Raw genomic sequence first — 21,081 nt, 5'->3', positions numbered from 1 at the left:
AACGCGCACTTTGTCAGTAATCTCGGGGCAACTAAATGTCGCCCCCTTTGGTTATTACCCTACCGCTGGCGTCGGGTCATCGCCTTTGTAGTCGCGTTTGACTTCCGTCACCTCATCGCCCTTCTCGTTGTGCAGATGCACTTCAAGCTGGTTAAAGGCAATGTTGATGTCGTTTTCACGGCACAGCTGATCGATAGTACGGTTCAGCTCATCGACAGTACGACTACGGTCACGCAGTTCACGCACATACAGACGCAGCTCATGATCCAACGTGCTGGCACCAAACGCCGTAAAGAAGACTTCCGGCATTGGTTCGTGCATCACCCTTGGGTGCTCAGTCGCCGCCTTCAGTAACACTTTACGCACTTTTTCCAGATCGGAGCCATAGGCCACGCCGAGACGGATCACCAGACGCGTAGTAGTGTCAGTCAACGACCAGTTGATCAGACGCTCGGTAACAAACGCTTTGTTCGGGATGATCACTTCTTTGCGATCGAAATCGGTAATCGTTGTCGCACGAATACGGATCTTACTTACCGTCCCCGAGAAGCTACCAATGGTTACCGTATCGCCAATACGCACCGGACGTTCGAACAGAATGATCAAACCGGAGACGAAGTTACCGAAAATTTCTTGTAAACCAAAACCAAGACCTACGGATAATGCTGCGGCCAGCCACTGGAGTTTATCCCAAGAGACGCCCAGCGATCCGAACACCGTCATCGCACCAACGGCAATAATGATGTAGTTAAGGATGGTAGTAATGGCATACGACGCGCCCTGACGCATATTCAGTCGCGAGAGCACCAGCACTTCCAGTAAACCAGGCAGGTTGCGAATCAACGCCCAGGCCACCATTGAGGCGATAATCGCAAACAACAGACTGCCCATGGTGACGTTTTTCACCACCGCAGCGCCAGCTTCAGTGCCGTTGTAATGCCAGAGCGTGATGCTGTCGAGATAGCTGAACACGGTGATCAAATCGGACCAAATTGCCCAGAACATGACACCGAACAGCGCAAACATCAGCAACATGGTAATACGCAGCGTCTGCTGGTTAACTTGCTCCAGTGCAATGGTGGGTTCTTCCGGCGGTTCGGCACCTTCTGCGCCCTCTTTCACCAGATTCTGCCGACGCGCCAGCGCACGACGCCAGGCGATACGCCGCGCCGCTACGCTTAAGCCGCGCAATACCGTCTGGTAGAGCAAGTTCCAGATGATCACCAGATAAACGGTTTCAATCCAACGCCCGGAGAGGCGCAGCGTGGTGTAGAAATAACCCGTGGCAGTCAGCACCATCAATGCAATCGGGATAATCGACAGCACGGTAATGGTGACCAGTCGCATGGTGTGCGACTCTTTATCACGCCAGCTTTCGCGGCACATTGGCCATACCAGGAAGGCAATCAGCAGCAGGTTGAAGAAAATCATCGCCTGCCCCAGCACATCATCCATCAGATGCAGCGGGGAAAGTTCTGCCACCACAGACCAGAAATGGATAGGCAGCAACGCGAGACTGATGCGGACAATTTGCCGACGCCAGTGGCTGGTCTGCTGCCCCGGCATGCCGAAGTGACGCACGGCAACGCCATTTTTCTCCAGTACCTTCCAGCACAGGCCAAACACCAGCCAGAAAATCGCCAGTTTTTTACTGAACGACCATAGCAGTTCGCTGATGTTGAGCTGCATGGTCAACAGAATCAGGCCAACCGCGAGAATAATCAGGCACACCGGCAGCGCGCGGATCAGGTCGATAAGGATCGCTTTTGGTGTGTTGAGCTGGCTATCGTTACGCAGGGAACCCACAGCGGAAGCCAGTTTCTGTTGATACGCTTTCAGCCAGCCCAGACGCCAGTGGATCAGCCCGGCAATCAACAGCAGCGGCAAACCAGCGAGGAAAGCGATAAAAACGGCAGGCCAGGCTTTTTCCCAGTTCACCGTGATTTTCATCGACTTAAATTCATCTTTCAGGCTTTGCGGGAACGCTTTGATCCAGTCCCAGTCCATTGGACGGTTACTGTTCACCCAAAAGATTTGCTGAGTCAGGATGGATTTCAGGTTTTTCGATACGCTCATTAACTGCTGCTGGTTGATTTGCAGGTTAATGGCCATCATCAGCTGGTTACCCAACTGTTTGTTGAGTTGATCCAGCAATTCGCGACGCATATCAACCACTTGCAATAACGCATCGTGAACTTCGCTGTTGACTTCGTTGGTGTGACCTTCTTCCAGTTTGTTGACGAACGCATCGCTCTGGAAGAGTGCATCACGCTGCTGGTTAACTTCAAACTGTTCGAGACGCAAATCCGCGATGCGGTTGGTCATGTTTTCCAGTTCATCCGCCGAGGGCAGCGTTTGTTGTTGCTGGTAAAGGATACGAGACAACAGCAGGCTGCCCTTCAGGACGGCAATCTGCTCTTTAATATTGCGTTCCGATTGCAGCGCCCGCTCCAGCCAGTTTTTGACTTTAATGTTTTGCTGCATCAACTGATTACCGTTTTCAGTCGCGGTAATCAGACGCTGACTTAACTGCTGGTTAATTTCCAGTTCCTGTTTCACCAGCGGATTAGCCTGAATACGCGCGGCTTCATCCGGGGAGACGGCTTCCTGCGCCGTTTTTTCAGTTAAAGTCAGGCGCTTGCTGTTTACCGCTTCTTGCAACAGCTGCAACTGGTGCTCCAGACGGGCGCTGTTCGCCGTCACGTAATCACGTTGCTTTTGCAAGGTATCCTGCAAGACGGTGTTCCCTTCCAGGCTTTTACGCTGCTGGTCAATCTCCGCATTCAGCAACGCCTGCTGAGCCTGCATTAACACTTTCTGGCTGGGACGTAAGGCAGTCTCGCCGACATCAGTCCCATCCAGACGACTGCGAATTTGTTGCAGCTGCTGCGAAGCGTTATACATCGCATTTTGCACGCGTTCGGGCTGCGTCTGTAACGAAACCAGCTGGCTGTTATAAGACGCCAGATCGTTTTGTGCGTTTTGCAAATCGTCCAGCGCCTGGGCAACGCGAGTTTCCAGCTGGCGCAACGAAAGCGTACTCAGAATTTTGCGCGTTTCTTCGTCGTTATCGACATCGCTAAGTGCTGTTAACGCCGCGGTCGCCTGGCGCATTTTTTCCGGCGCTTCAGCGACTTTTTGCCGTAGCTGAACTGTCTCTTCTTTTATGCGATCGATTTTATCGAGGGTGGCTAATGTATCTGTCAGATCCTGCTGCACCAGTTTGTCCTGAGCAGAAAGATCTTTTTGTTTATTTAGTGAGTCAAGTTGCGCCTGCAGGTCCGCTTTTGTCGGCAGATCACCATTCGATGACGCCCGCGCAAACGCCGTGTTCTGGCATAACAAGACAAAAACAAAAGCAATAAATGCTGAAAAAACAAAATGCCGTGATCGTTTGTAATACTGGAACATAGTCATGATGAATGAAGGTTTCTGAACCTGAAGAACGACCTGAAAAAGTCAAACCGCAAGAATATCACGACGCAGTGAACCAGAATAGCAACGACGAAAATGTCCAGGAAAAATCCTGGAGTCAGATTCAGGGTTATTCGTTAGTGGCAGGATTACGAAGCGTGGGGCACAGGAGATACATCTCCAGTAAGATGGCGACGTAATCGCGGGCTTCTTTTTTAAGATCAAAAGATTGCGGGGCAAAGAGCCAGTTTTCCATCAGGCCGGAAATATAGCCGCGCATAATAATTGCTGCCCGACGCGTCATTAAATCCGCAGGCAACATTTTCGCTTCAATACAATGTTTTAACGTTTGTTCTATACGGTCATAACTTTCCAGACAGAGATTACGTTGTGCCTGTTGCACAACAGCCATTTCTCCGACAAATTCGCATTTGTGGAATATAATCTCCATCAATAATCGACGTCGTTCTTCTGTCACCGTGGATTCAAGAACATGAATTAATATCTCTCTTAATACTGAGAGTGGATCGCCAGGGAATTTTGCCTGATACTCAAGCTCTAGTTCACCAATATTGGATTCTGACAGTTCCCAGATCTCACTGAACAAATCCGACTTGTCTTTAAAATGCCAGTAGATTGCACCGCGCGTAACGCCAGCTGCTTTTGCAATCTCGCCCAGCGAGGTGGATGATACCCCCTGCTGTGAGAAAAGACGTAGAGCCACATCGAGGATGTGTTGGCGCGTTTCTTGCGCTTCTTGTTTGGTTTTTCGTGCCATATGTTCGTGAATTTACAGGCGTTAGATTTACATACATTTGTGAATGTATGTACCATAGCACGACGATAATATAAACGCAGCAATGGGTTTATTAACTTTTGACCATTGACCAATTTGAAATCGGACACTCGAGGTTTACATATGAACAAAAACAGAGGGTTTACGCCTCTGGCGGTCGTTCTGATGCTCTCAGGCAGCTTAGCCCTAACAGGATGTGACGACAAACAGGCCCAACAAGGTGGCCAGCAGATGCCCGCCGTTGGCGTAGTAACAGTCAAAACTGAACCTCTGCAGATCACAACCGAGCTTCCGGGTCGCACCAGTGCCTACCGGATCGCAGAAGTTCGTCCTCAAGTTAGCGGGATTATCCTGAAGCGTAATTTCAAAGAAGGTAGCGACATCGAAGCAGGTGTCTCTCTCTATCAGATTGATCCTGCGACCTATCAGGCGACATACGACAGTGCGAAAGGTGATCTGGCGAAAGCCCAGGCTGCAGCCAATATCGCGCAATTGACGGTGAATCGTTATCAGAAACTGCTCGGTACTCAGTACATCAGTAAGCAAGAGTACGATCAGGCTCTGGCTGATGCGCAACAGGCGAATGCTGCGGTAACTGCGGCGAAAGCTGCCGTTGAAACTGCGCGGATCAATCTGGCTTACACCAAAGTCACCTCTCCGATTAGCGGTCGCATTGGTAAGTCGAACGTGACGGAAGGCGCATTGGTACAGAACGGTCAGGCGACTGCGCTGGCAACCGTGCAGCAACTTGATCCGATCTACGTTGATGTGACCCAGTCCAGCAACGACTTCCTGCGCCTGAAACAGGAACTGGCGAATGGCACGCTGAAACAAGAGAACGGCAAAGCCAAAGTGTCGCTGATCACCAGTGACGGCATTAAGTTCCCGCAGGACGGTACGCTGGAATTCTCTGACGTTACCGTTGATCAGACCACTGGGTCTATCACCCTACGCGCTATCTTCCCGAACCCGGATCACACTCTGCTGCCGGGTATGTTCGTGCGCGCACGTCTGGAAGAAGGGCTTAATCCAAACGCTATTTTAGTCCCGCAACAGGGCGTAACCCGTACGCCGCGTGGTGATGCCACCGTACTGGTAGTTGGCGCGGATGACAAAGTGGAAACCCGTCCGATCGTTGCAAGCCAGGCTATTGGCGATAAGTGGCTGGTGACAGAAGGTCTGAAAGCAGGCGATCGCGTAGTAATAAGTGGGCTGCAGAAAGTGCGTCCTGGTGTCCAGGTAAAAGCACAAGAAGTTACCGCTGATAATAACCAGCAAGCCGCAAGCGGTGCTCAGCCTGAACAGTCCAAGTCTTAACTTAAACAGGAGCCGTTAAGACATGCCTAATTTCTTTATCGATCGCCCGATTTTTGCGTGGGTGATCGCCATTATCATCATGTTGGCAGGGGGGCTGGCGATCCTCAAACTGCCGGTGGCGCAATATCCTACGATTGCACCGCCGGCAGTAACGATCTCCGCCTCCTACCCCGGCGCTGATGCGAAAACAGTGCAGGACACGGTGACACAGGTTATCGAACAGAATATGAACGGTATCGATAACCTGATGTACATGTCCTCTAACAGTGACTCCACGGGTACCGTGCAGATCACCCTGACCTTTGAGTCTGGTACTGATGCGGATATCGCGCAGGTTCAGGTGCAGAACAAACTGCAGCTGGCGATGCCGTTGCTGCCGCAAGAAGTTCAGCAGCAAGGGGTGAGCGTTGAGAAATCATCCAGCAGCTTCCTGATGGTTGTCGGCGTTATCAACACCGATGGCACCATGACGCAGGAGGATATCTCTGACTACGTAGCGGCGAATATGAAAGATGCCATCAGCCGTACGTCGGGCGTGGGTGATGTTCAGTTGTTCGGTTCACAGTACGCGATGCGTATCTGGATGAACCCGAATGAGCTGAACAAATTCCAGCTAACGCCGGTTGATGTCATTACCGCCATCAAAGCGCAGAACGCCCAGGTTGCGGCGGGTCAGCTCGGTGGTACGCCGCCGGTGAAAGGCCAACAGCTTAACGCCTCTATTATTGCTCAGACGCGTCTGACCTCTACTGAAGAGTTCGGCAAAATCCTGCTGAAAGTGAATCAAGATGGTTCCCGCGTACTGCTGCGTGATGTGGCGAAGATTGAGCTGGGTGGTGAGAACTACGACATCATCGCAGAGTTTAACGGCCAACCGGCTTCCGGTCTGGGGATCAAGCTGGCGACCGGTGCAAACGCGCTGGATACCGCTGCGGCAATCCGTGCTGAACTGGCGAAGATGGAACCGTTCTTCCCGTCGGGTCTGAAAATTGTTTACCCGTACGACACCACGCCGTTCGTGAAAATCTCTATTCACGAAGTGGTTAAAACGCTGGTCGAAGCGATCATCCTCGTGTTCCTGGTTATGTATCTGTTCCTGCAGAACTTCCGCGCGACGTTGATTCCGACCATTGCCGTACCGGTGGTATTGCTCGGGACCTTTGCCGTCCTTGCCGCCTTTGGCTTCTCGATAAACACGCTAACAATGTTCGGGATGGTGCTCGCTATCGGCTTGTTGGTGGATGACGCTATCGTTGTGGTAGAAAACGTGGAGCGTGTTATGGCGGAAGAAGGTTTGCCGCCAAAAGAAGCTACCCGTAAGTCGATGGGGCAGATTCAGGGCGCTCTGGTCGGTATCGCGATGGTACTGTCGGCGGTATTCGTACCGATGGCCTTCTTTGGCGGTTCTACTGGTGCTATCTATCGTCAGTTCTCTATTACCATTGTTTCAGCAATGGCGCTGTCGGTACTGGTAGCGTTGATCCTGACTCCGGCTCTTTGTGCCACCATGCTGAAACCGATTGCCAAAGGCGATCACGGGGAAGGTAAAAAAGGCTTCTTCGGCTGGTTTAACCGCATGTTCGAGAAGAGCACGCACCACTACACCGACAGCGTAGGCGGTATTCTGCGCAGTACGGGGCGTTACCTGGTGCTGTATCTGATCATCGTGGTCGGCATGGCCTATCTGTTCGTGCGTCTGCCAAGCTCCTTCTTGCCAGATGAGGACCAGGGCGTATTTATGACCATGGTTCAGCTGCCAGCAGGTGCAACGCAGGAACGTACGCAGAAAGTGCTCAATGAGGTAACGCATTACTATCTGACCAAAGAAAAGAACAACGTTGAGTCGGTGTTCGCCGTTAACGGCTTCGGCTTTGCGGGACGTGGTCAGAATACCGGTATTGCGTTCGTTTCCTTGAAGGACTGGGCCGATCGTCCGGGCGAAGAAAACAAAGTTGAAGCGATTACCATGCGTGCAACACGCGCTTTCTCGCAAATCAAAGATGCGATGGTTTTCGCCTTTAACCTGCCCGCAATCGTGGAACTGGGTACTGCAACCGGCTTTGACTTTGAGCTGATTGACCAGGCTGGCCTTGGTCACGAAAAACTGACTCAGGCGCGTAACCAGCTGCTTGCAGAAGCAGCGAAGCACCCTGATATGCTGACCAGCGTACGTCCAAACGGTCTGGAAGATACCCCGCAGTTTAAGATTGATATCGACCAGGAAAAAGCGCAGGCGCTGGGTGTTTCTATCAACGACATTAACACCACTCTGGGCGCTGCATGGGGCGGTAGCTATGTGAACGACTTTATCGACCGCGGTCGTGTGAAGAAAGTTTACGTCATGTCAGAAGCGAAATACCGTATGCTGCCGGATGATATCGGCGACTGGTATGTTCGTGCTGCTGATGGTCAGATGGTGCCGTTCTCGGCATTCTCCTCTTCTCGTTGGGAGTACGGTTCGCCGCGTCTGGAACGTTACAATGGCCTGCCATCCATGGAAATCTTAGGCCAGGCGGCACCGGGTAAAAGTACCGGTGAAGCAATGGAGCTAATGGAACAACTGGCGAGCAAACTGCCTACCGGTGTTGGCTATGACTGGACGGGGATGTCCTATCAGGAACGCCTCTCCGGCAACCAGGCACCTTCACTGTACGCGATTTCGTTGATTGTCGTATTCCTGTGTCTGGCGGCGCTGTACGAGAGCTGGTCGATTCCGTTCTCCGTTATGCTGGTCGTTCCGCTGGGGGTTATCGGTGCGTTGCTGGCTGCCACCTTCCGTGGCCTGACTAATGACGTTTACTTCCAGGTAGGCCTGCTCACAACCATTGGGTTGTCGGCGAAGAACGCGATACTTATCGTCGAATTCGCCAAAGACTTGATGGATAAAGAAGGTAAAGGTCTGATTGAAGCGACGCTTGATGCAGTGCGGATGCGTTTACGTCCGATCCTGATGACCTCGCTGGCGTTTATCCTCGGCGTTATGCCGCTGGTTATCAGTACTGGTGCTGGTTCCGGCGCGCAGAACGCAGTAGGTACCGGTGTAATGGGCGGGATGGTGACCGCAACGGTACTGGCAATCTTCTTCGTTCCGGTATTCTTTGTTGTGGTTCGCCGCCGCTTTAGCCGCAAGAATGAAGATATCGAGCACAGCCATACTGTCGATCATCATTGATACAACGTGTAATCACTAAGGCCGCGCAAGCGGCCTTTTTTATGCATAACCTACGAACATTAAGGAGTAATTGAACCACCAACTCAGGATCTCATACGAAAACCAGTATTAACCACGGATAAAATTCATAAAAAATACTGATTGTTAGTTAATTTATATTAAGTAGCGCTAATAGATTTAATAATCCATAATCATTTAGAGGCTATTCTTAATTATTTGCGGTAATTCTTTATTCATTCCTCGGTTATTACGTCATATTCAGAGCAATCCTGGTATTAGTGTCACCAATTTCATCTGGCGATAATCCTGAAATGTTATGAACAGTTCGAGCAGACTGCTTTTACCTGCTGCGGGTTAGTGCTAGTATGAAAAAGTGAGTCCTGTCCCGATTCCTTCCTAATTGTAATTTTTCGTAATAATGCGATGAAAACCTGCAAAGAGTGGCTTATAGTTAAGCTAACAAACGAGAGGGCAAGTCCAGGTCAGTAAGTTTTTTCCATCCCGAAAGGTGTCCGTTAGTTCAACCGCTAAGAAGGGGACGCGTTATGGATGAATACTCACCCAAAAGACATGATATCGCACAGCTTAAGTTTCTCTGTGAAACCCTGTATCATGACTGCCTTGCAAACCTTGAAGAAAGCAATCATGGCTGGGTTAACGACCCAACCTCGGCGATCAACCTCCAGTTGAATGAACTGATTGAGCATATTGCGACCTTCGCACTTAATTACAAAATTAAGTATAATGAAGACAATAAGCTCATTGAGCAGATCGACGAATATCTGGATGACACCTTTATGTTGTTCAGTAGTTATGGTATTAATATGCAGGATCTTCAGAAATGGCGGAAGTCAGGTAATCGACTATTCCGTTGTTTTGTCAATGCGACGAAAGAGAATCCTGCGAGTTTATCTTGTTAGAATTATTACAACCATGGGTAGAAGTATGTCCGAAAAACCTTTAACGAAAACCGATTATTTAATGCGTTTACGTCGTTGCCAGACAATTGACACGCTGGAGCGTGTTATCGAGAAAAATAAATACGAATTATCAGATAATGAACTGGCGGTATTTTACTCAGCCGCAGATCACCGCCTCGCCGAATTGACCATGAATAAACTGTACGACAAGATCCCTTCCTCAGTATGGAAATTTATTCGCTAATAAATAATTCGCTTTCGGAGCTATAACCGGCTGTTTATTAAGAATTTTATACTTTTTCGCCATGAAGACATACCCTATGTGATCTTTATCACACAGATGTAATGGGAACGTTCTCTTCACTGACTTTTCGTCTTACTGTGTTGCCGCATTTTCAGCAACCGGAGGTCAGTAATGAGCACAGAAAAAGAAAAGATGATTGCTGGTGAGTTGTATCGCTCGGCAGATGAGACGTTATCTCGCGATCGCCTGCGCGCTCGTCAGCTTATTCACCGATACAATCATTCCCTGGCGGAAGAGCACACATTACGCCAGCAAATTCTCGCTGATCTATTCGGTCAGGTGACAGAGGCTTATATTGAGCCAACGTTTCGCTGTGACTATGGCTATAACATTTTTCTCGGTAATAATTTTTTCGCCAACTTCGATTGCGTGATGCTTGATGTCTGCCCTATTCGCATCGGTGATAACTGTATGTTGGCACCAGGCGTTCATATCTACACGGCAACACATCCCATCGACCCTGTAGCACGTAATAGCGGTGCTGAACTGGGGAAACCCGTCACCATCGGTAATAACGTCTGGATTGGCGGACGCGCGGTCATTAACCCTGGTGTGACCATTGGTGATAACGTCGTGGTAGCCTCAGGTGCAGTTGTCACAAAAGATGTCCCGAACAACGTTGTCGTGGGCGGTAATCCAGCCAGAATAATTAAAAAATTGTAATCGGTTTTTCGCAACTGTTATGCAAAATTGTGGTAAATCTGTTACTTCCCCTCTACTATTCCCACGTTAAAATAGGGTGTTCCCTGGAAAGTTGCAGATACCACGAAGGCAAACGATGACCGAAATACAACGCCTGCTGACCGAAACGATTGAGTCTCTGAATACCCGCGAAAAACGCGACAACAAACCCCGCTTTAGTATCAGTTTTATCCGTAAACATCCGGGGCTGTTTATCGGTATGTACGTTGCTTTTTTTGCCACCCTGGCGGTGATGTTGCAGTCCGAAACGCTGTCAGGCTCTGTCTGGCTACTGGTTGTATTATTTATCCTGCTTAATGGTTTCTTCTTTTTCGATGTCTACCCACGCTACCGTTATGAAGATATCGACGTGCTGGATTTCCGCGTTTGCTATAACGGCGAATGGTACAACACGCGCTTTGTACCTGCCGCGCTGGTTGAAGCCATCTTGAACTCTCCGCGTGTCGCGGATGTTCATAAGGAACAACTGCAAAAAATGATCGTCCGTAAAGGTGAACTGTCTTTTTACGATATTTTTACCCTCGCTCGCGCCGAATCAACATCTTAAGTTAGGGTTACATACCAGGCGTAAAGCTCTGCGCCTGGTCAAATGACAATGATCGTTTCCACCCATCACTTCATGAAATACCAGCTCTACCTCCTTATCTCCTGCCAGCCTTTTTCCACAATCAGATATACTTTCCCTACACTGTGTTAATAAGGATATGCTGGTGAGAACACGACATCTGGTCGGCCTTATTTCGGGAGTACTGATTCTTTCAGTATTGCTGCCTGTCGGCTTAAGCATCTGGCTGGCCCATCAGCAGGTAGAAACATCGTTTATTGAAGAGCTGGATACCTATTCCTCCCGCGTCGCTATTCGGGCCAATAAGGTGGCGACACAAGGGAAAGATGCGCTGCAAGAGCTGGAAAGATGGCAAGGCGCTGCCTGTAGCGAAGCCCATCTCATGGAAATGCGTCGGGTATCTTACAGTTATCGCTATATTCAGGAAGTGGTTTATATCGATAACAACGTTCCCCAGTGTTCGTCTCTGGAGCATGAAAGTCCGCCCGATACCTTCCCCGAGCCAGGTAAAATTTCGAAAGATGGTTATCGTGTCTGGTTAACATCGCATAACGATTTAGGCATTATCCGTTACATGGTCGCCATGGGAACGGCACATTATGTCGTCATGATCGACCCCGCTTCCTTTATTGATGTCATTCCCTATAGCTCATGGCAAATTGATGCCGCCATTATTGGCAATGCCCATAACGTTGTCATAACCAGCAGCGATGAAATTGCTCAGGGAATTATTACCAGGCTACAAAAAACACCCGGTGAGCATATCGAAAATAATGGAATCATTTACGATATCCTGCCCTTCCCGGAGATGAATATTTCGATCATCACCTGGGCTTCAACGAAAATGTTGCAGAAAGGCTGGCATCGGCAAGTCTTTATTTGGTTACCGCTCGGGTTGGTGATTGGCCTGCTGGCAGCGATGTTTGTGCTGCGTATTTTGCGCCGTATCCAGTCACCGCATCATCGGCTGCAGGATGCTATCGAAAATCGTGATATTTGCGTGCACTATCAGCCGATTGTCTCCTTAGCCAATGGCAAAATTGTCGGTGCTGAGGCACTGGCGCGCTGGCCGCAGACAGACGGTAGTTGGTTGTCACCAGATAGTTTTATTCCGCTGGCACAGCAAACGGGCCTTTCTGAGCCATTGACGCTACTGATTATAAGAAGCGTCTTTGAAGATATGGGCGACTGGCTGCGTCAGCATCCACAGCAGCATATTTCGATCAATCTTGAATCCACCGTGCTCACCTCGGAAAAAATCCCGCAATTGCTGCGTGAAATGATCAATCACTATCAGGTTAATCCCAGACAGATCGCGCTTGAACTCACTGAACGCGAGTTTGCCGATCCGAAAACCAGCGCCCCGATAATTTCTCGCTACCGGGAGGCGGGCCATGAAATTTATCTTGATGATTTTGGTACGGGATATTCAAGTTTAAGTTATTTACAGGATCTGGATGTCGACATTCTGAAGATCGATAAATCTTTCGTTGATGCGCTGGAATATAAAAATGTCACGCCGCATATCATCGAAATGGCAAAAACACTGAAACTGAAAATGGTAGCGGAGGGAATCGAAACCAGTAAACAAGAAGAGTGGCTACGCCAGCATGGCGTGCACTACGGTCAGGGCTGGCTCTACAGCAAGGCATTACCGAAAGAAGATTTCTTACGCTGGGCCGAGCAACATTTGTGAATTTTTGGGCTGACGGCACGCCGCACAGCCCGTCACGCTACCTATTCGTCGATGATTGACTCGAATCCGCCATAGATCATTCGCTTGCCGTCAAACGGCATGGACTCGCCGAACTCTTTCATCCGTGGGTCCGACATCATCTTTTGATTAGCAGCGTCGCGGACCTCTTTTGAAGGGTATTCAATCCAGCTAAAGACAACCTCTTCATTCTCTTCCGCTTTCACCGCCATACGAAAATCGGTCACTTTGCCATCCGGTACATCGCTGGCCCAGCATTCGACAATACGAAGCGCGCCAAACTCTTTAAACAATGGCGCAGCCTTAGCGGCCATTTCCCGATAGGCATCCTTTTTATCGGCAGGAACGGCAACCACAAAACCATCAACATACTTCATCAGACATACCTCCGAAGCGTACTGCGCAGCCAGACAATTCTTGCGACGTCAGTTGTGGTTAAAGTTTAGCCATGTTGGGGTTTTTTGACGAAACGGTGGGAGGCAGAAATGGGTGGGGGCCCTGCCAGCTACATCCCGGCACACGCGTCATCTGCCTTGGCTGCTTCCTTCCGGACCTGACCTGGTAAACAGAGTAGCGTTGCGGGAGAACCAACAGAGCCCCCATTGAGAGCGTTGAGAACCAACGCACAGGCGCATTATCACTGCTGCCCCGGCTAATTGCAACCCATCGCGTGCCAGATGCTGGTTTCTTGCGCAATGCGACTTCACTCGGGCGTTTTTCCAGATTATGCTGAAAAATTACCTCAGGAAGAAAAGATGGAAAAAGAAGATTCATTTCCCCAACGCGTCTGGCAAATCGTCGCCGCTATTCCCGAAGGCTATGTCACCACTTACGGTGATGTGGCGAAACTGGCGGGATCGCCCCGCGCCGCGCGCCAGGTGGGCGGTGTGTTAAAGCGTCTCCCTGAAGGCAGCACCTTACCCTGGCACCGGGTGGTTAATCGCCACGGCACAATTTCGCTAACCGGACCGGATTTACAGCGTCAGCGACAGGCATTACTGGCAGAAGGTGTGATGGTATCGGGAAGCGGGCAAATCGACTTGCAGCGTTATCGCTGGAACTACTAACCCTCTCCGGGCGGAGAGGGTTAACGTCGCTTAATATTGCGTAGGAGCTGGAACTGCCGAAGACGGATTCACCTGAGTTGGTGAAGTCGAAGGTACGGTAGTCGTTGCACCACCGCTGGCCTGAACCGGCACGGCGGTTTGCTGTACCGGCACCAATGTCAGGTCGGCTTTAGTTCCGCCCTGGTTGATCACCGGCTGAACGGTATCGGTGATAAATACCAGTTTGTCATTCACGGTAATCGCCGCACTCAACAGAATACGCGCGTTCGGCTGAACATCTGCCGGATTAAATGGCAGAACAAAGCTGAATGGTGACTGTTTACCTTCGGTACGCACCGCTTTCTGCGCCAGCACTTTTGACGGTGCATCGGCTAACGACGCGTCAGAAAGTGTCACGGTCAGCACAGCATCAGGCGGCAGTGCGACTTTCTGCCGGATCCAGACGGTACCGGAGACATTCGGTTGCTGGATAGCAGGTTGTTGTGTTGCTGAAATAGATGTATTTGCAGCCGGGGCTGGCGTCTGAATATCCGCGCTTTTATCTGCGCAAGCCGCCAACGCAATCGCAACCGCTAAACCACTGGCCATGTGCACGAGTTTCATTCATTTCTCCTTATTATCAATGCACCAGCGGGCTAACTTTCCTCGCCGGAAGAGTGGTTAACAAAATAGTAACGTCAACAAGTGTGGCACACATCACGCATTTCTGCCTGTAATTAGCCCGTAATTCAGACCATTGCACCCATCGGACCAGTAGCAAATTTGCGTTATACTCAACTCACTTTGGCTTGCTGCGGCAGCTTTGTTACTGGAGAGTTATATGAGTCAGGCGCTAAAAAATTTACTGACATTGTTAAATCTGGAAAAAATTGAGGAAGGACTCTTTCGCGGCCAGAGTGAAGATTTAGGTTTACGCCAGGTGTTTGGCGGCCAGGTCGTGGGTCAGGCCTTGTATGCTGCAAAAGAGACCGTCCCTGAAGAGCGGCTGGTACATTCGTTTCACAGCTACTTTCTTCGCCCTGGCGATAGTAAGAAGCCGATTATTTATGATGTCGAAACGCTGCGTGACGGTAACAGCTTCAGCGCCCGCCGGGTTGCTGCTATTCAAAACGGCAAACCGATTTTTTATATGACGGCCTCTTTCCAGGCACCAGAAGCGGGTTTCGAACATCAAAAAACAATGCCGTCCGCGCCAGCGCCTGATGGCCTGCCTTCGGAAACGCAAATCGCCCAATCGCTGGCGCACCTGCTGCCGCCAGTGCTTAAAGATAAATTCATCTGCGATCGTCCGCTGGAAGTCCGTCCGGTGGAGTTTCATAACCCACTGAAAGGTCACGTCGCAGAACCACATCGTCAGGTGTGGATCCGCGCAAATGGTAGCGTGCCGGATGACCTGCGCGTTCATCAGTATCTGCTCGGTTACGCTTCTGATCTTAACTTCCTGCCGGTAGCTCTACAGCCGCACGGCATCGGTTTTCTCGAACCGGGGATTCAGATTGCCACCATTGACCATTCCATGTGGTTCCATCGCCCGTTTAATTTGAATGAATGGCTGCTGTATAGCGTGGAGAGCACCTCGGCGTCCAGCGCACGCGGCTTTGTGCGCGGTGAGTTTTATACCCAGGACGGCGTGCTGGTTGCCTCGACCGTTCAGGAAGGGGTGATGCGTAATCACAATTAAAAAAATAGCCGGAGGTAAAACCGTCCGGCTATTTTTTGCAGTGCTTGTTACGCGTTATAGGCATTCTCGCCGTGACTGTTGACATCCAGCCCTTCTCGCTCCTGCTCTTCCGGTACACGCAGACCAACCGTCAGATCCGCCAGTTTGTAGCCAATAAATGCCACCACACCGGACCAGACGATCGTAATGGCGATGCTTTCCAGCTGTACCAGCAACTGATGGCCCATCGTCACACCTTCAGCGAAGCCCACGCCACCCAGCGAACTGGCGGCAAAAATCCCAGTCATGATACAGCCGACAATGCCACAAACGCCGTGCACACCGAAGACATCGCAGGGATCATCCACCCGCAGCAAGCGTTTGAGCATAGTAACGCCCCACAAGCCCGCCAGACCAGCTACCACGCCGATAATCAACGCGCCGCCAACCCCAATGTAGCCACACGCTGGCGTCACGCCGACCAGACCGGCAATCGCGCCAGAACACGCTCCCAGCAGAGAAGGCTTACCACGCAGCGCCCATTCACCGAAGATCCAGCCAAGAATTGCCGCCGCCGTTGCGACCACAGTATTCACAAATGCCAGTGCCGCGATTTCATTCGCCGTGCCCGCTGACCCGGCGTTAAAGCCAAACCAACCAATATAGAGAATGGCAGTACCGGTGAAGACCATTGGCAGGTTGTGCGGTTTAAACGCCTCTTTGCCGAAGCCCACGCGTTTGCCTATCAGATACGCGCCCACCAGACCGGCGATTGCGGCGTTAATATGCACCACCGTGCCACCCGCGAAATCCAGCGCACCGTGAGAAGCCAGCAAACCACCGCCCCACACCATATGCGCAATCGGAATGTAAGAGAGCGTCAGCCATACCACCACGAAAATCAACACAGCTGAGAAGCGGATTCGTTCCGCCAGCGCCCCAACGATCAAGCCGACGGTAATGCAGGCAAACGAGCCCTGAAACGCCACGTGGATATACTGATAAATGCTGCCCATCACCGCCGTCAGTTCGATGTTTTTTAGCATCAACCAGTTAATGTTGCCGAAGAAGTTGTTGCCCTCACCAAACGCCAGCGAGTAACCGTAAACCACCCAGAGAATACAGACCAGTGCAAACGTCACCGTCACCTGCGTCAGCATCGACAGCACGTTTTTGCCGCGAATCAACCCACCGTAAAACAGGGCAATCCCCGGAATAGTCATAAACAGCACCAGCGCAGTACAAATCATCATAAACGCATTGTCGGCTTTATCGGCCACCGCAGGTGCAGCCATTACCAGTCCCGGCAGCATCGCCAGTGAAGCAAGCCCAGTTTTTATCGTCGCTATCTTCATTTTTCGTTCCTGTTGCTGTGTGCCAGAGATTACAGCGCCGCTTCGTCGGCTTCGCCGGTACGAATACGAATGACGCGTTGCAATTCAGCGACGAAGATTTTGCCGTCGCCAATTTTTCCGGTGTAAGCCGCCTTACTGACGATATCGATCACTTCATCGAGTTGGTCATCAGCAATCGCCACATCAATTTTTACTTTTGGCAGGAAGTTGACGCTGTATTCCGCCCCCCGGTACAGCTCGGCATGCCCTTTCTGACGCCCGAAACCTTTCACTTCGGTGACGGTCAGGCCCTGAATACCAATGGAAGATAACGCTTCACGAACGTCTTCCAGCTTGAATGGTTTGATTATCACGGTCACCAGCTTCATAGATCCCCTCCGGTCAGAATTCGGTAATGGTTCTGCTACACGAAGAAGGTATTGCAAGCGGTGTGCCAGAAATGAAAAACGAGAAAGAGAGCAGGAAGTTAAGAAGATTGAAAATGAAAACGCACTATGACAGTGCACAGTGCGTTACATTTTTGCACCAACGATGAAATATTGCGCTATTCAGGCGCTCAATGATTCTTCTTCACGCACGCTGGCTGCCAGCTCTTCGCCCGCAAGTTGCAGTTGATACATCTGCCAGTAGCGTCCCTGGGCCGCCAGCAGTTGCTGGTGAGTGCCCTGCTCCACGGCTTGCCCACGATGAAGCACCAGAATGGTGTCGGCATCAACAATGGTCGATAAGCGGTGAGCAATCACCACCAGCGTGGTATGTTCACGCACAGCCGCCAGAGCATGTTGAATCGCCTGTTCAGTACCGGAGTCAATGCTGGCGGTTGCCTCATCAAGGATCAGGATTTGCGGCGTCTCCACCAACACGCGTGCCAGTGCCAGCAGTTGCTTTTGCCCGACGGAGAGATTATTCCCCTGCTCGCCCAGCGGCGTATAAATACCATCACTCATGCTGCGCGCCAGCTCCGCCAGTTGCACGGTTTCCAGCGCCTGCCAGACGCGTTCTTCGGAGATATCACGCCCCAGCGTCACGTTGGCGAGGAAGGTATCCGCCAGCACCACCGGATCTTGCTGCACCATTGCCACGCCCTGGCGCAGCGCGCTGTGACTTAGCGAACTTAATGGACGACCATCAAGGCGAATCTCACCTTCCGTTAGCGGGTAATAGCCCATCAATAAACTGGCGAGGGTGCTTTTGCCACTGCCGGTATGCCCGACCAGTGCCACAAAGTTACGCGAAGGCACAGAGAGATTAATGTTCTTTAGCACCAGATTGTCATCGCGATAAGCAAATGACACGTTATCGACTTCGATGGTGCCACTCTGTAACGGGCGATCATCATTGCCATATTGCTGGCGCGGTCCGTCCATCAGTTCAAACACGCGCTCACCAGCAACAACAGCCTGTTGCAGCATCGCCTGTTGCGTGGTCAGTTCGATTAATGGTTCGTTAAGTCGCCCAAGATAGCTGATAAACGCATACAGCACGCCCACTTCAATGGTGCCGCTAGCGGAGAAGCCAAACAGCATCAACAAGCCACAAAGAATGAGCGATGAAAACAGACTCAGCAGCGGACGCAGCAGAAAACCGTCGAGGCGCAGGGTTTGCATCCTGGCCATATAGTGTGAACGACTGGCCTCCCCCATACGTTCGCCAAATCGCGCCTGCTGACGGAACTGCTGGATAACGCTCATGCCATTGATGATTTCGTTAAAGCCGTCGTTGATATCCGCTAGATAGGCGCGCACACGACGGACAATCGGCGTGCTGTAACGCTGGTATATCACCATTACCACCAGCACCACCGGGAAAATCATTATCGCCACCAGCGCCATTCGCCAGTCGAGGCTGAACATCGCCACCAGCATCGCGCCCACCAGTGCGGCGCTACGCAGGACAGTTGCCACTACGGTAACGTAGAGATCGCGGATCACTTCAGTGTCATTAGTGACGCGGGAAATCACCTGCCCGACGGGTTGGGTATCAAACTCGCTTAATGGCTGGCGTAACGCAGCATCCATCACGTCGGTACGCAACTGTTGCACTACGCCTACTGCCGCCCGATTAAACAGCAGCGACTGCGCGTAATGTAGCCCGGCGGCAAACAGTTGTAGCCCAACATACGCCGCCGCCAGCCCTGCAACCATTTTCAACGGCAGGTTATTTTTCGCTACCATATTGTCGATAAAATAGCTGATAAGCAGCGGCCCACTGACTTCTGCCGCTGCCGCAACCCACATCATCAGGACCGCAATCCCCAGCGGTTTCCGCCACGGCGAACCGTACGCTAACAGACGCTTGAGAGTCGGCCACAGTTGGCTAAAACTACGCATCGACGGCCTCCTCGCGAATTTCCGGAACGTCGTCGAGCGCCGCCTCCAGTTGTTGATAGCGATACATATCGCGATACCAGCCGCTTTGTTGCGCCAGCTCATCATGATTGCCACGCTGGGCGATATGTCCGTGCTGCATCACAATAATTTCACTGGCTTCCGTCAGTGCCGAAAGGCGATGGGCACTGATGATTACCGTTCTTCCCTGCCCCCACTGACGCAGGTTATGCAGGATCTGGTGCTCTGTGCGTCCGTCCACCGCCGAAAGCGCATCATCAAGGATGAGGATTTCCGCGTTGACTAATAACACACGAGCAATAGAGATACGCTGTTTTTGCCCGCCGGAAAGCATCACGCCGCGCTCGCCCACCTCTGTATCGTAACCTTGCGGTAAACGCAAAATATCGTCATGTACGCTGGCTAACCGCGCGACATGCTCAATCTCTTGCTGGGTGGCATTCGGGCAACCCAACGCGATGTTGTTCGCTACGGTGTCGGAAAAAAGGAACGGTGTCTGGCTAACTACCGCTAGGCGGCTACGCCAGCTATCGAGTTGTAACTTCGTCAGAGGAATATCATGAAAGCGAATATCCCCCTCGCTGACGTCGAAATGACGCTGAATGAGCGACAACAGGGTACTTTTGCCGGAACCAGTCGGCCCGCAAATACCCAGCATCTGACCGGGTTTCAGGGCGAAATTGACGTTTTCCAGCGCAGGATGGTCAGTCTGCGGATACGTGAACTGGTGAATATTTACATCCAGTTCGCCACGCCCTTCCGGCACGGGTTCGCTACCATCGTTCACCACCGGCGCTTCCGCCAGCATCGCGCGAATACGGCTGTACGCAGCACTACCACGTTCCACAATGTTAAACATCCATGCCAGCGCCAGCATTGGCCAAATCATCAGACCTAAATACATCATAAAACTGGTGAGCTGGCCCAGCGTTAAACTGCCCTGCACCACCATCCAACTACCGCCGCCAATCGCCAGCAAGTTCGCCATACCAATCGCGATATAGATGGTCGGGTCGAAACGAGCATCAATACGCGCCACCCGCATGTTTTTTTTGCCGGTATCTTCGGCATCCGCGGCAAATAACGCCGACTGGCGATCTTCCAGACCAAAGGCTTTGATCATGCGAATACTGGTGAGGCTTTCCTGGGTGCGGTCATTAAGACTAGAAAACGCCGCCTGTGCCAGCTTAAAGCGTTCATGCAAGGCATCGCCGTTGCGCTTAATCATGATCGCCATCACTGGCATCGGTAACAGGGCAAATAAGGTCAACTGCCAGCTAATTTGCGTAGACATCATAATCAACACAGCGCAGCCCATTACCAGTGAATCCACCAGCGTCAGCACCCCTTCTCCGGCGGCAAACACGACGCGATCGACGTCATTAGTCGCACGAGCCATGAGGTCACCCGTGCGATGACGCAGGTAAAACTCAGGATGCTGCCGGCTTAGCTGACGGTAATAATCTTCACGCAGTTCAACAGCCAGTTGATAAGACGCACCAAACAGCAATACGCGCCAGACGTAACGCAGGAGATAAACCACAACGGCAATCAGCACCATGGTGGCGATCCACATCAGGATCTGCCCGGTAGTAAAGTGTTGTTCTGTCACGCCATCGACAACAATACCAACCACTTTTGGCGGAACCAGTTGCAGCATCGCGATAATGACAAGCAAGGCGACAGCCCCGAGATAGCGACGCCATTCCCGACGGAAATACCAGCTTAATTGAGCAAATAATCGCAC

The 21,081-nt window shown here is 51.3% G+C and carries 17 protein-coding genes and 1 other RNA gene; 9 read left to right on the top strand and 9 right to left on the bottom strand.

What is annotated here, in order from left to right; genetic code table 11:
• Positions 1-54 precede the first annotated feature (54 nt).
• On the bottom strand, positions 55-3,417 hold the full coding sequence (gene mscK, locus ACJHXA_RS06080; RefSeq protein WP_000177729.1) for a mechanosensitive channel MscK: 3,363 nt from the start codon (positions 3,415-3,417) through the stop codon (positions 55-57).
• Positions 3,418-3,544: 127 nt separating this feature from the next.
• Entirely contained in the window at positions 3,545-4,192 is a 648-nt protein-coding gene (gene acrR / locus ACJHXA_RS06075; RefSeq protein WP_000101737.1) for a multidrug efflux transporter transcriptional repressor AcrR, read from the bottom strand.
• 141 nt (positions 4,193-4,333) lie between these two features.
• Between acrR and acrA the strand changes: the two genes are divergently transcribed.
• The 7 genes from acrA (at position 4,334) to pdeB (ending at position 12,886) form a co-directional block, all read left to right on the top strand.
• Positions 4,334-5,527, top strand: a complete 1,194-nt coding sequence (gene acrA / locus ACJHXA_RS06070; RefSeq protein WP_001295324.1) for a multidrug efflux RND transporter periplasmic adaptor subunit AcrA — start codon at positions 4,334-4,336, stop codon at positions 5,525-5,527.
• A gap of 22 nt (positions 5,528-5,549) precedes the next feature.
• A complete protein-coding gene (acrB, locus tag ACJHXA_RS06065; RefSeq protein WP_001132469.1) occupies positions 5,550-8,699 on the top strand; it encodes an efflux RND transporter permease AcrB in 3,150 nt (1,049 codons plus the stop codon).
• A gap of 545 nt (positions 8,700-9,244) precedes the next feature.
• A complete protein-coding gene (tomB, locus tag ACJHXA_RS06060; RefSeq protein WP_000344800.1) occupies positions 9,245-9,619 on the top strand; it encodes an Hha toxicity modulator TomB in 375 nt (124 codons plus the stop codon).
• Positions 9,620-9,644: 25 nt separating this feature from the next.
• Complete coding sequence (locus tag ACJHXA_RS06055) at positions 9,645-9,863, top strand: HHA domain-containing protein (RefSeq protein WP_001291435.1); 219 nt, start codon at positions 9,645-9,647, stop codon at positions 9,861-9,863.
• Between the two features lie 171 nt (positions 9,864-10,034).
• Positions 10,035-10,586: a maltose O-acetyltransferase gene (maa, locus tag ACJHXA_RS06050; RefSeq protein WP_000102568.1), complete on the top strand. Its 552-nt coding sequence runs from the start codon at positions 10,035-10,037 to the stop codon at positions 10,584-10,586.
• 115 nt (positions 10,587-10,701) lie between these two features.
• Complete coding sequence (locus ACJHXA_RS06045) at positions 10,702-11,172, top strand: YlaC family protein (protein ID WP_000136192.1); 471 nt, start codon at positions 10,702-10,704, stop codon at positions 11,170-11,172.
• Between the two features lie 163 nt (positions 11,173-11,335).
• Positions 11,336-12,886: a cyclic-guanylate-specific phosphodiesterase PdeB gene (pdeB, locus tag ACJHXA_RS06040; RefSeq protein WP_001299455.1), complete on the top strand. Its 1,551-nt coding sequence runs from the start codon at positions 11,336-11,338 to the stop codon at positions 12,884-12,886.
• A 41-nt stretch (positions 12,887-12,927) separates the two neighbouring features.
• Here pdeB and ACJHXA_RS06035 read toward each other — a convergent pair whose 3' ends face one another.
• Positions 12,928-13,281, bottom strand: a complete 354-nt coding sequence (locus ACJHXA_RS06035) for a DUF1428 domain-containing protein (protein WP_000878140.1) — start codon at positions 13,279-13,281, stop codon at positions 12,928-12,930.
• Positions 13,282-13,400: 119 nt separating this feature from the next.
• Positions 13,401-13,497, bottom strand: an RNA gene (gene ffs, locus ACJHXA_RS06030) — signal recognition particle sRNA small type.
• A 162-nt stretch (positions 13,498-13,659) separates the two neighbouring features.
• Here ffs and ACJHXA_RS06025 point away from each other — a divergent pair.
• A complete protein-coding gene (locus tag ACJHXA_RS06025; RefSeq protein ID WP_000409911.1) occupies positions 13,660-13,971 on the top strand; it encodes an MGMT family protein in 312 nt (103 codons plus the stop codon).
• Positions 13,972-14,001: 30 nt separating this feature from the next.
• Here ACJHXA_RS06025 and ACJHXA_RS06020 read toward each other — a convergent pair whose 3' ends face one another.
• Positions 14,002-14,574, bottom strand: coding sequence for a YbaY family lipoprotein (locus ACJHXA_RS06020; protein WP_000779831.1), 573 nt, complete (start codon positions 14,572-14,574; stop codon positions 14,002-14,004).
• A 217-nt stretch (positions 14,575-14,791) separates the two neighbouring features.
• On the opposite strand from ACJHXA_RS06020, the gene tesB reads away from it, so the two are divergent.
• The gene (tesB, locus tag ACJHXA_RS06015; RefSeq protein WP_000075876.1) at positions 14,792-15,652 is read left to right on the top strand and encodes an acyl-CoA thioesterase II; all 861 of its coding nucleotides are present in this window, start codon (positions 14,792-14,794) and stop codon (positions 15,650-15,652) included.
• A gap of 47 nt (positions 15,653-15,699) precedes the next feature.
• Here the strand turns inward: tesB and amtB are convergent, their stop codons facing one another.
• The 4 genes from amtB to ACJHXA_RS05995 form a co-directional block, all read right to left on the bottom strand.
• On the bottom strand, positions 15,700-16,986 hold the full coding sequence (gene amtB / locus ACJHXA_RS06010) for an ammonium transporter AmtB (RefSeq protein ID WP_000685029.1): 1,287 nt from the start codon (positions 16,984-16,986) through the stop codon (positions 15,700-15,702).
• 29 nt (positions 16,987-17,015) lie between these two features.
• Complete coding sequence (gene glnK, locus ACJHXA_RS06005; RefSeq protein ID WP_000780338.1) at positions 17,016-17,354, bottom strand: P-II family nitrogen regulator; 339 nt, start codon at positions 17,352-17,354, stop codon at positions 17,016-17,018.
• 180 nt (positions 17,355-17,534) lie between these two features.
• Positions 17,535-19,316 (bottom strand): SmdB family multidrug efflux ABC transporter permease/ATP-binding protein, encoded by a 1,782-nt coding sequence (locus tag ACJHXA_RS06000; RefSeq protein WP_001256174.1) that lies wholly within the window; start codon positions 19,314-19,316, stop codon positions 17,535-17,537.
• Positions 19,309-21,081, bottom strand: a complete 1,773-nt coding sequence (locus ACJHXA_RS05995) for a SmdA family multidrug ABC transporter permease/ATP-binding protein (protein ID WP_283512264.1) — start codon at positions 21,079-21,081, stop codon at positions 19,309-19,311. Before ACJHXA_RS05995 ends, ACJHXA_RS06000 begins: the two co-directional genes overlap by 8 nt.

The sequence above is a fragment of the Escherichia sp. WS33 genome, assembly GCF_046486385.1.
GTDB lineage: Bacteria > Pseudomonadota > Gammaproteobacteria > Enterobacterales > Enterobacteriaceae > ECMA0423.
Note: the sequence above shows the minus strand (reverse complement) of the source record. Positions and strands in the feature narration are given on the sequence as shown.

Bases quoted from the DNA above. Each gene is read 5' to 3' on its own strand.
- mscK (WP_000177729.1), bottom strand. From the start codon at position 3,417: ATGACTATGTTCCAGTATTACAAACGATCACGGCATTTTGTTTTTTCA.
- acrR (WP_000101737.1), bottom strand. From the start codon at position 4,192: ATGGCACGAAAAACCAAACAAGAAGCGCAAGAAACGCGCCAACACATC.
- acrA (WP_001295324.1), top strand. From the start codon at position 4,334: ATGAACAAAAACAGAGGGTTTACGCCTCTGGCGGTCGTTCTGATGCTC.
- acrB (WP_001132469.1), top strand. From the start codon at position 5,550: ATGCCTAATTTCTTTATCGATCGCCCGATTTTTGCGTGGGTGATCGCC.
- tomB (WP_000344800.1), top strand. From the start codon at position 9,245: ATGGATGAATACTCACCCAAAAGACATGATATCGCACAGCTTAAGTTT.
- ACJHXA_RS06055 (WP_001291435.1), top strand. From the start codon at position 9,645: ATGTCCGAAAAACCTTTAACGAAAACCGATTATTTAATGCGTTTACGT.
- maa (WP_000102568.1), top strand. From the start codon at position 10,035: ATGAGCACAGAAAAAGAAAAGATGATTGCTGGTGAGTTGTATCGCTCG.
- ACJHXA_RS06045 (WP_000136192.1), top strand. From the start codon at position 10,702: ATGACCGAAATACAACGCCTGCTGACCGAAACGATTGAGTCTCTGAAT.
- ACJHXA_RS06035 (WP_000878140.1), bottom strand. From the start codon at position 13,281: ATGAAGTATGTTGATGGTTTTGTGGTTGCCGTTCCTGCCGATAAAAAG.
- ACJHXA_RS06025 (WP_000409911.1), top strand. From the start codon at position 13,660: ATGGAAAAAGAAGATTCATTTCCCCAACGCGTCTGGCAAATCGTCGCC.
- ACJHXA_RS06020 (WP_000779831.1), bottom strand. From the start codon at position 14,574: ATGAAACTCGTGCACATGGCCAGTGGTTTAGCGGTTGCGATTGCGTTG.
- tesB (WP_000075876.1), top strand. From the start codon at position 14,792: ATGAGTCAGGCGCTAAAAAATTTACTGACATTGTTAAATCTGGAAAAA.
- amtB (WP_000685029.1), bottom strand. From the start codon at position 16,986: ATGAAGATAGCGACGATAAAAACTGGGCTTGCTTCACTGGCGATGCTG.
- glnK (WP_000780338.1), bottom strand. From the start codon at position 17,354: ATGAAGCTGGTGACCGTGATAATCAAACCATTCAAGCTGGAAGACGTT.
- ACJHXA_RS06000 (WP_001256174.1), bottom strand. From the start codon at position 19,316: ATGCGTAGTTTTAGCCAACTGTGGCCGACTCTCAAGCGTCTGTTAGCG.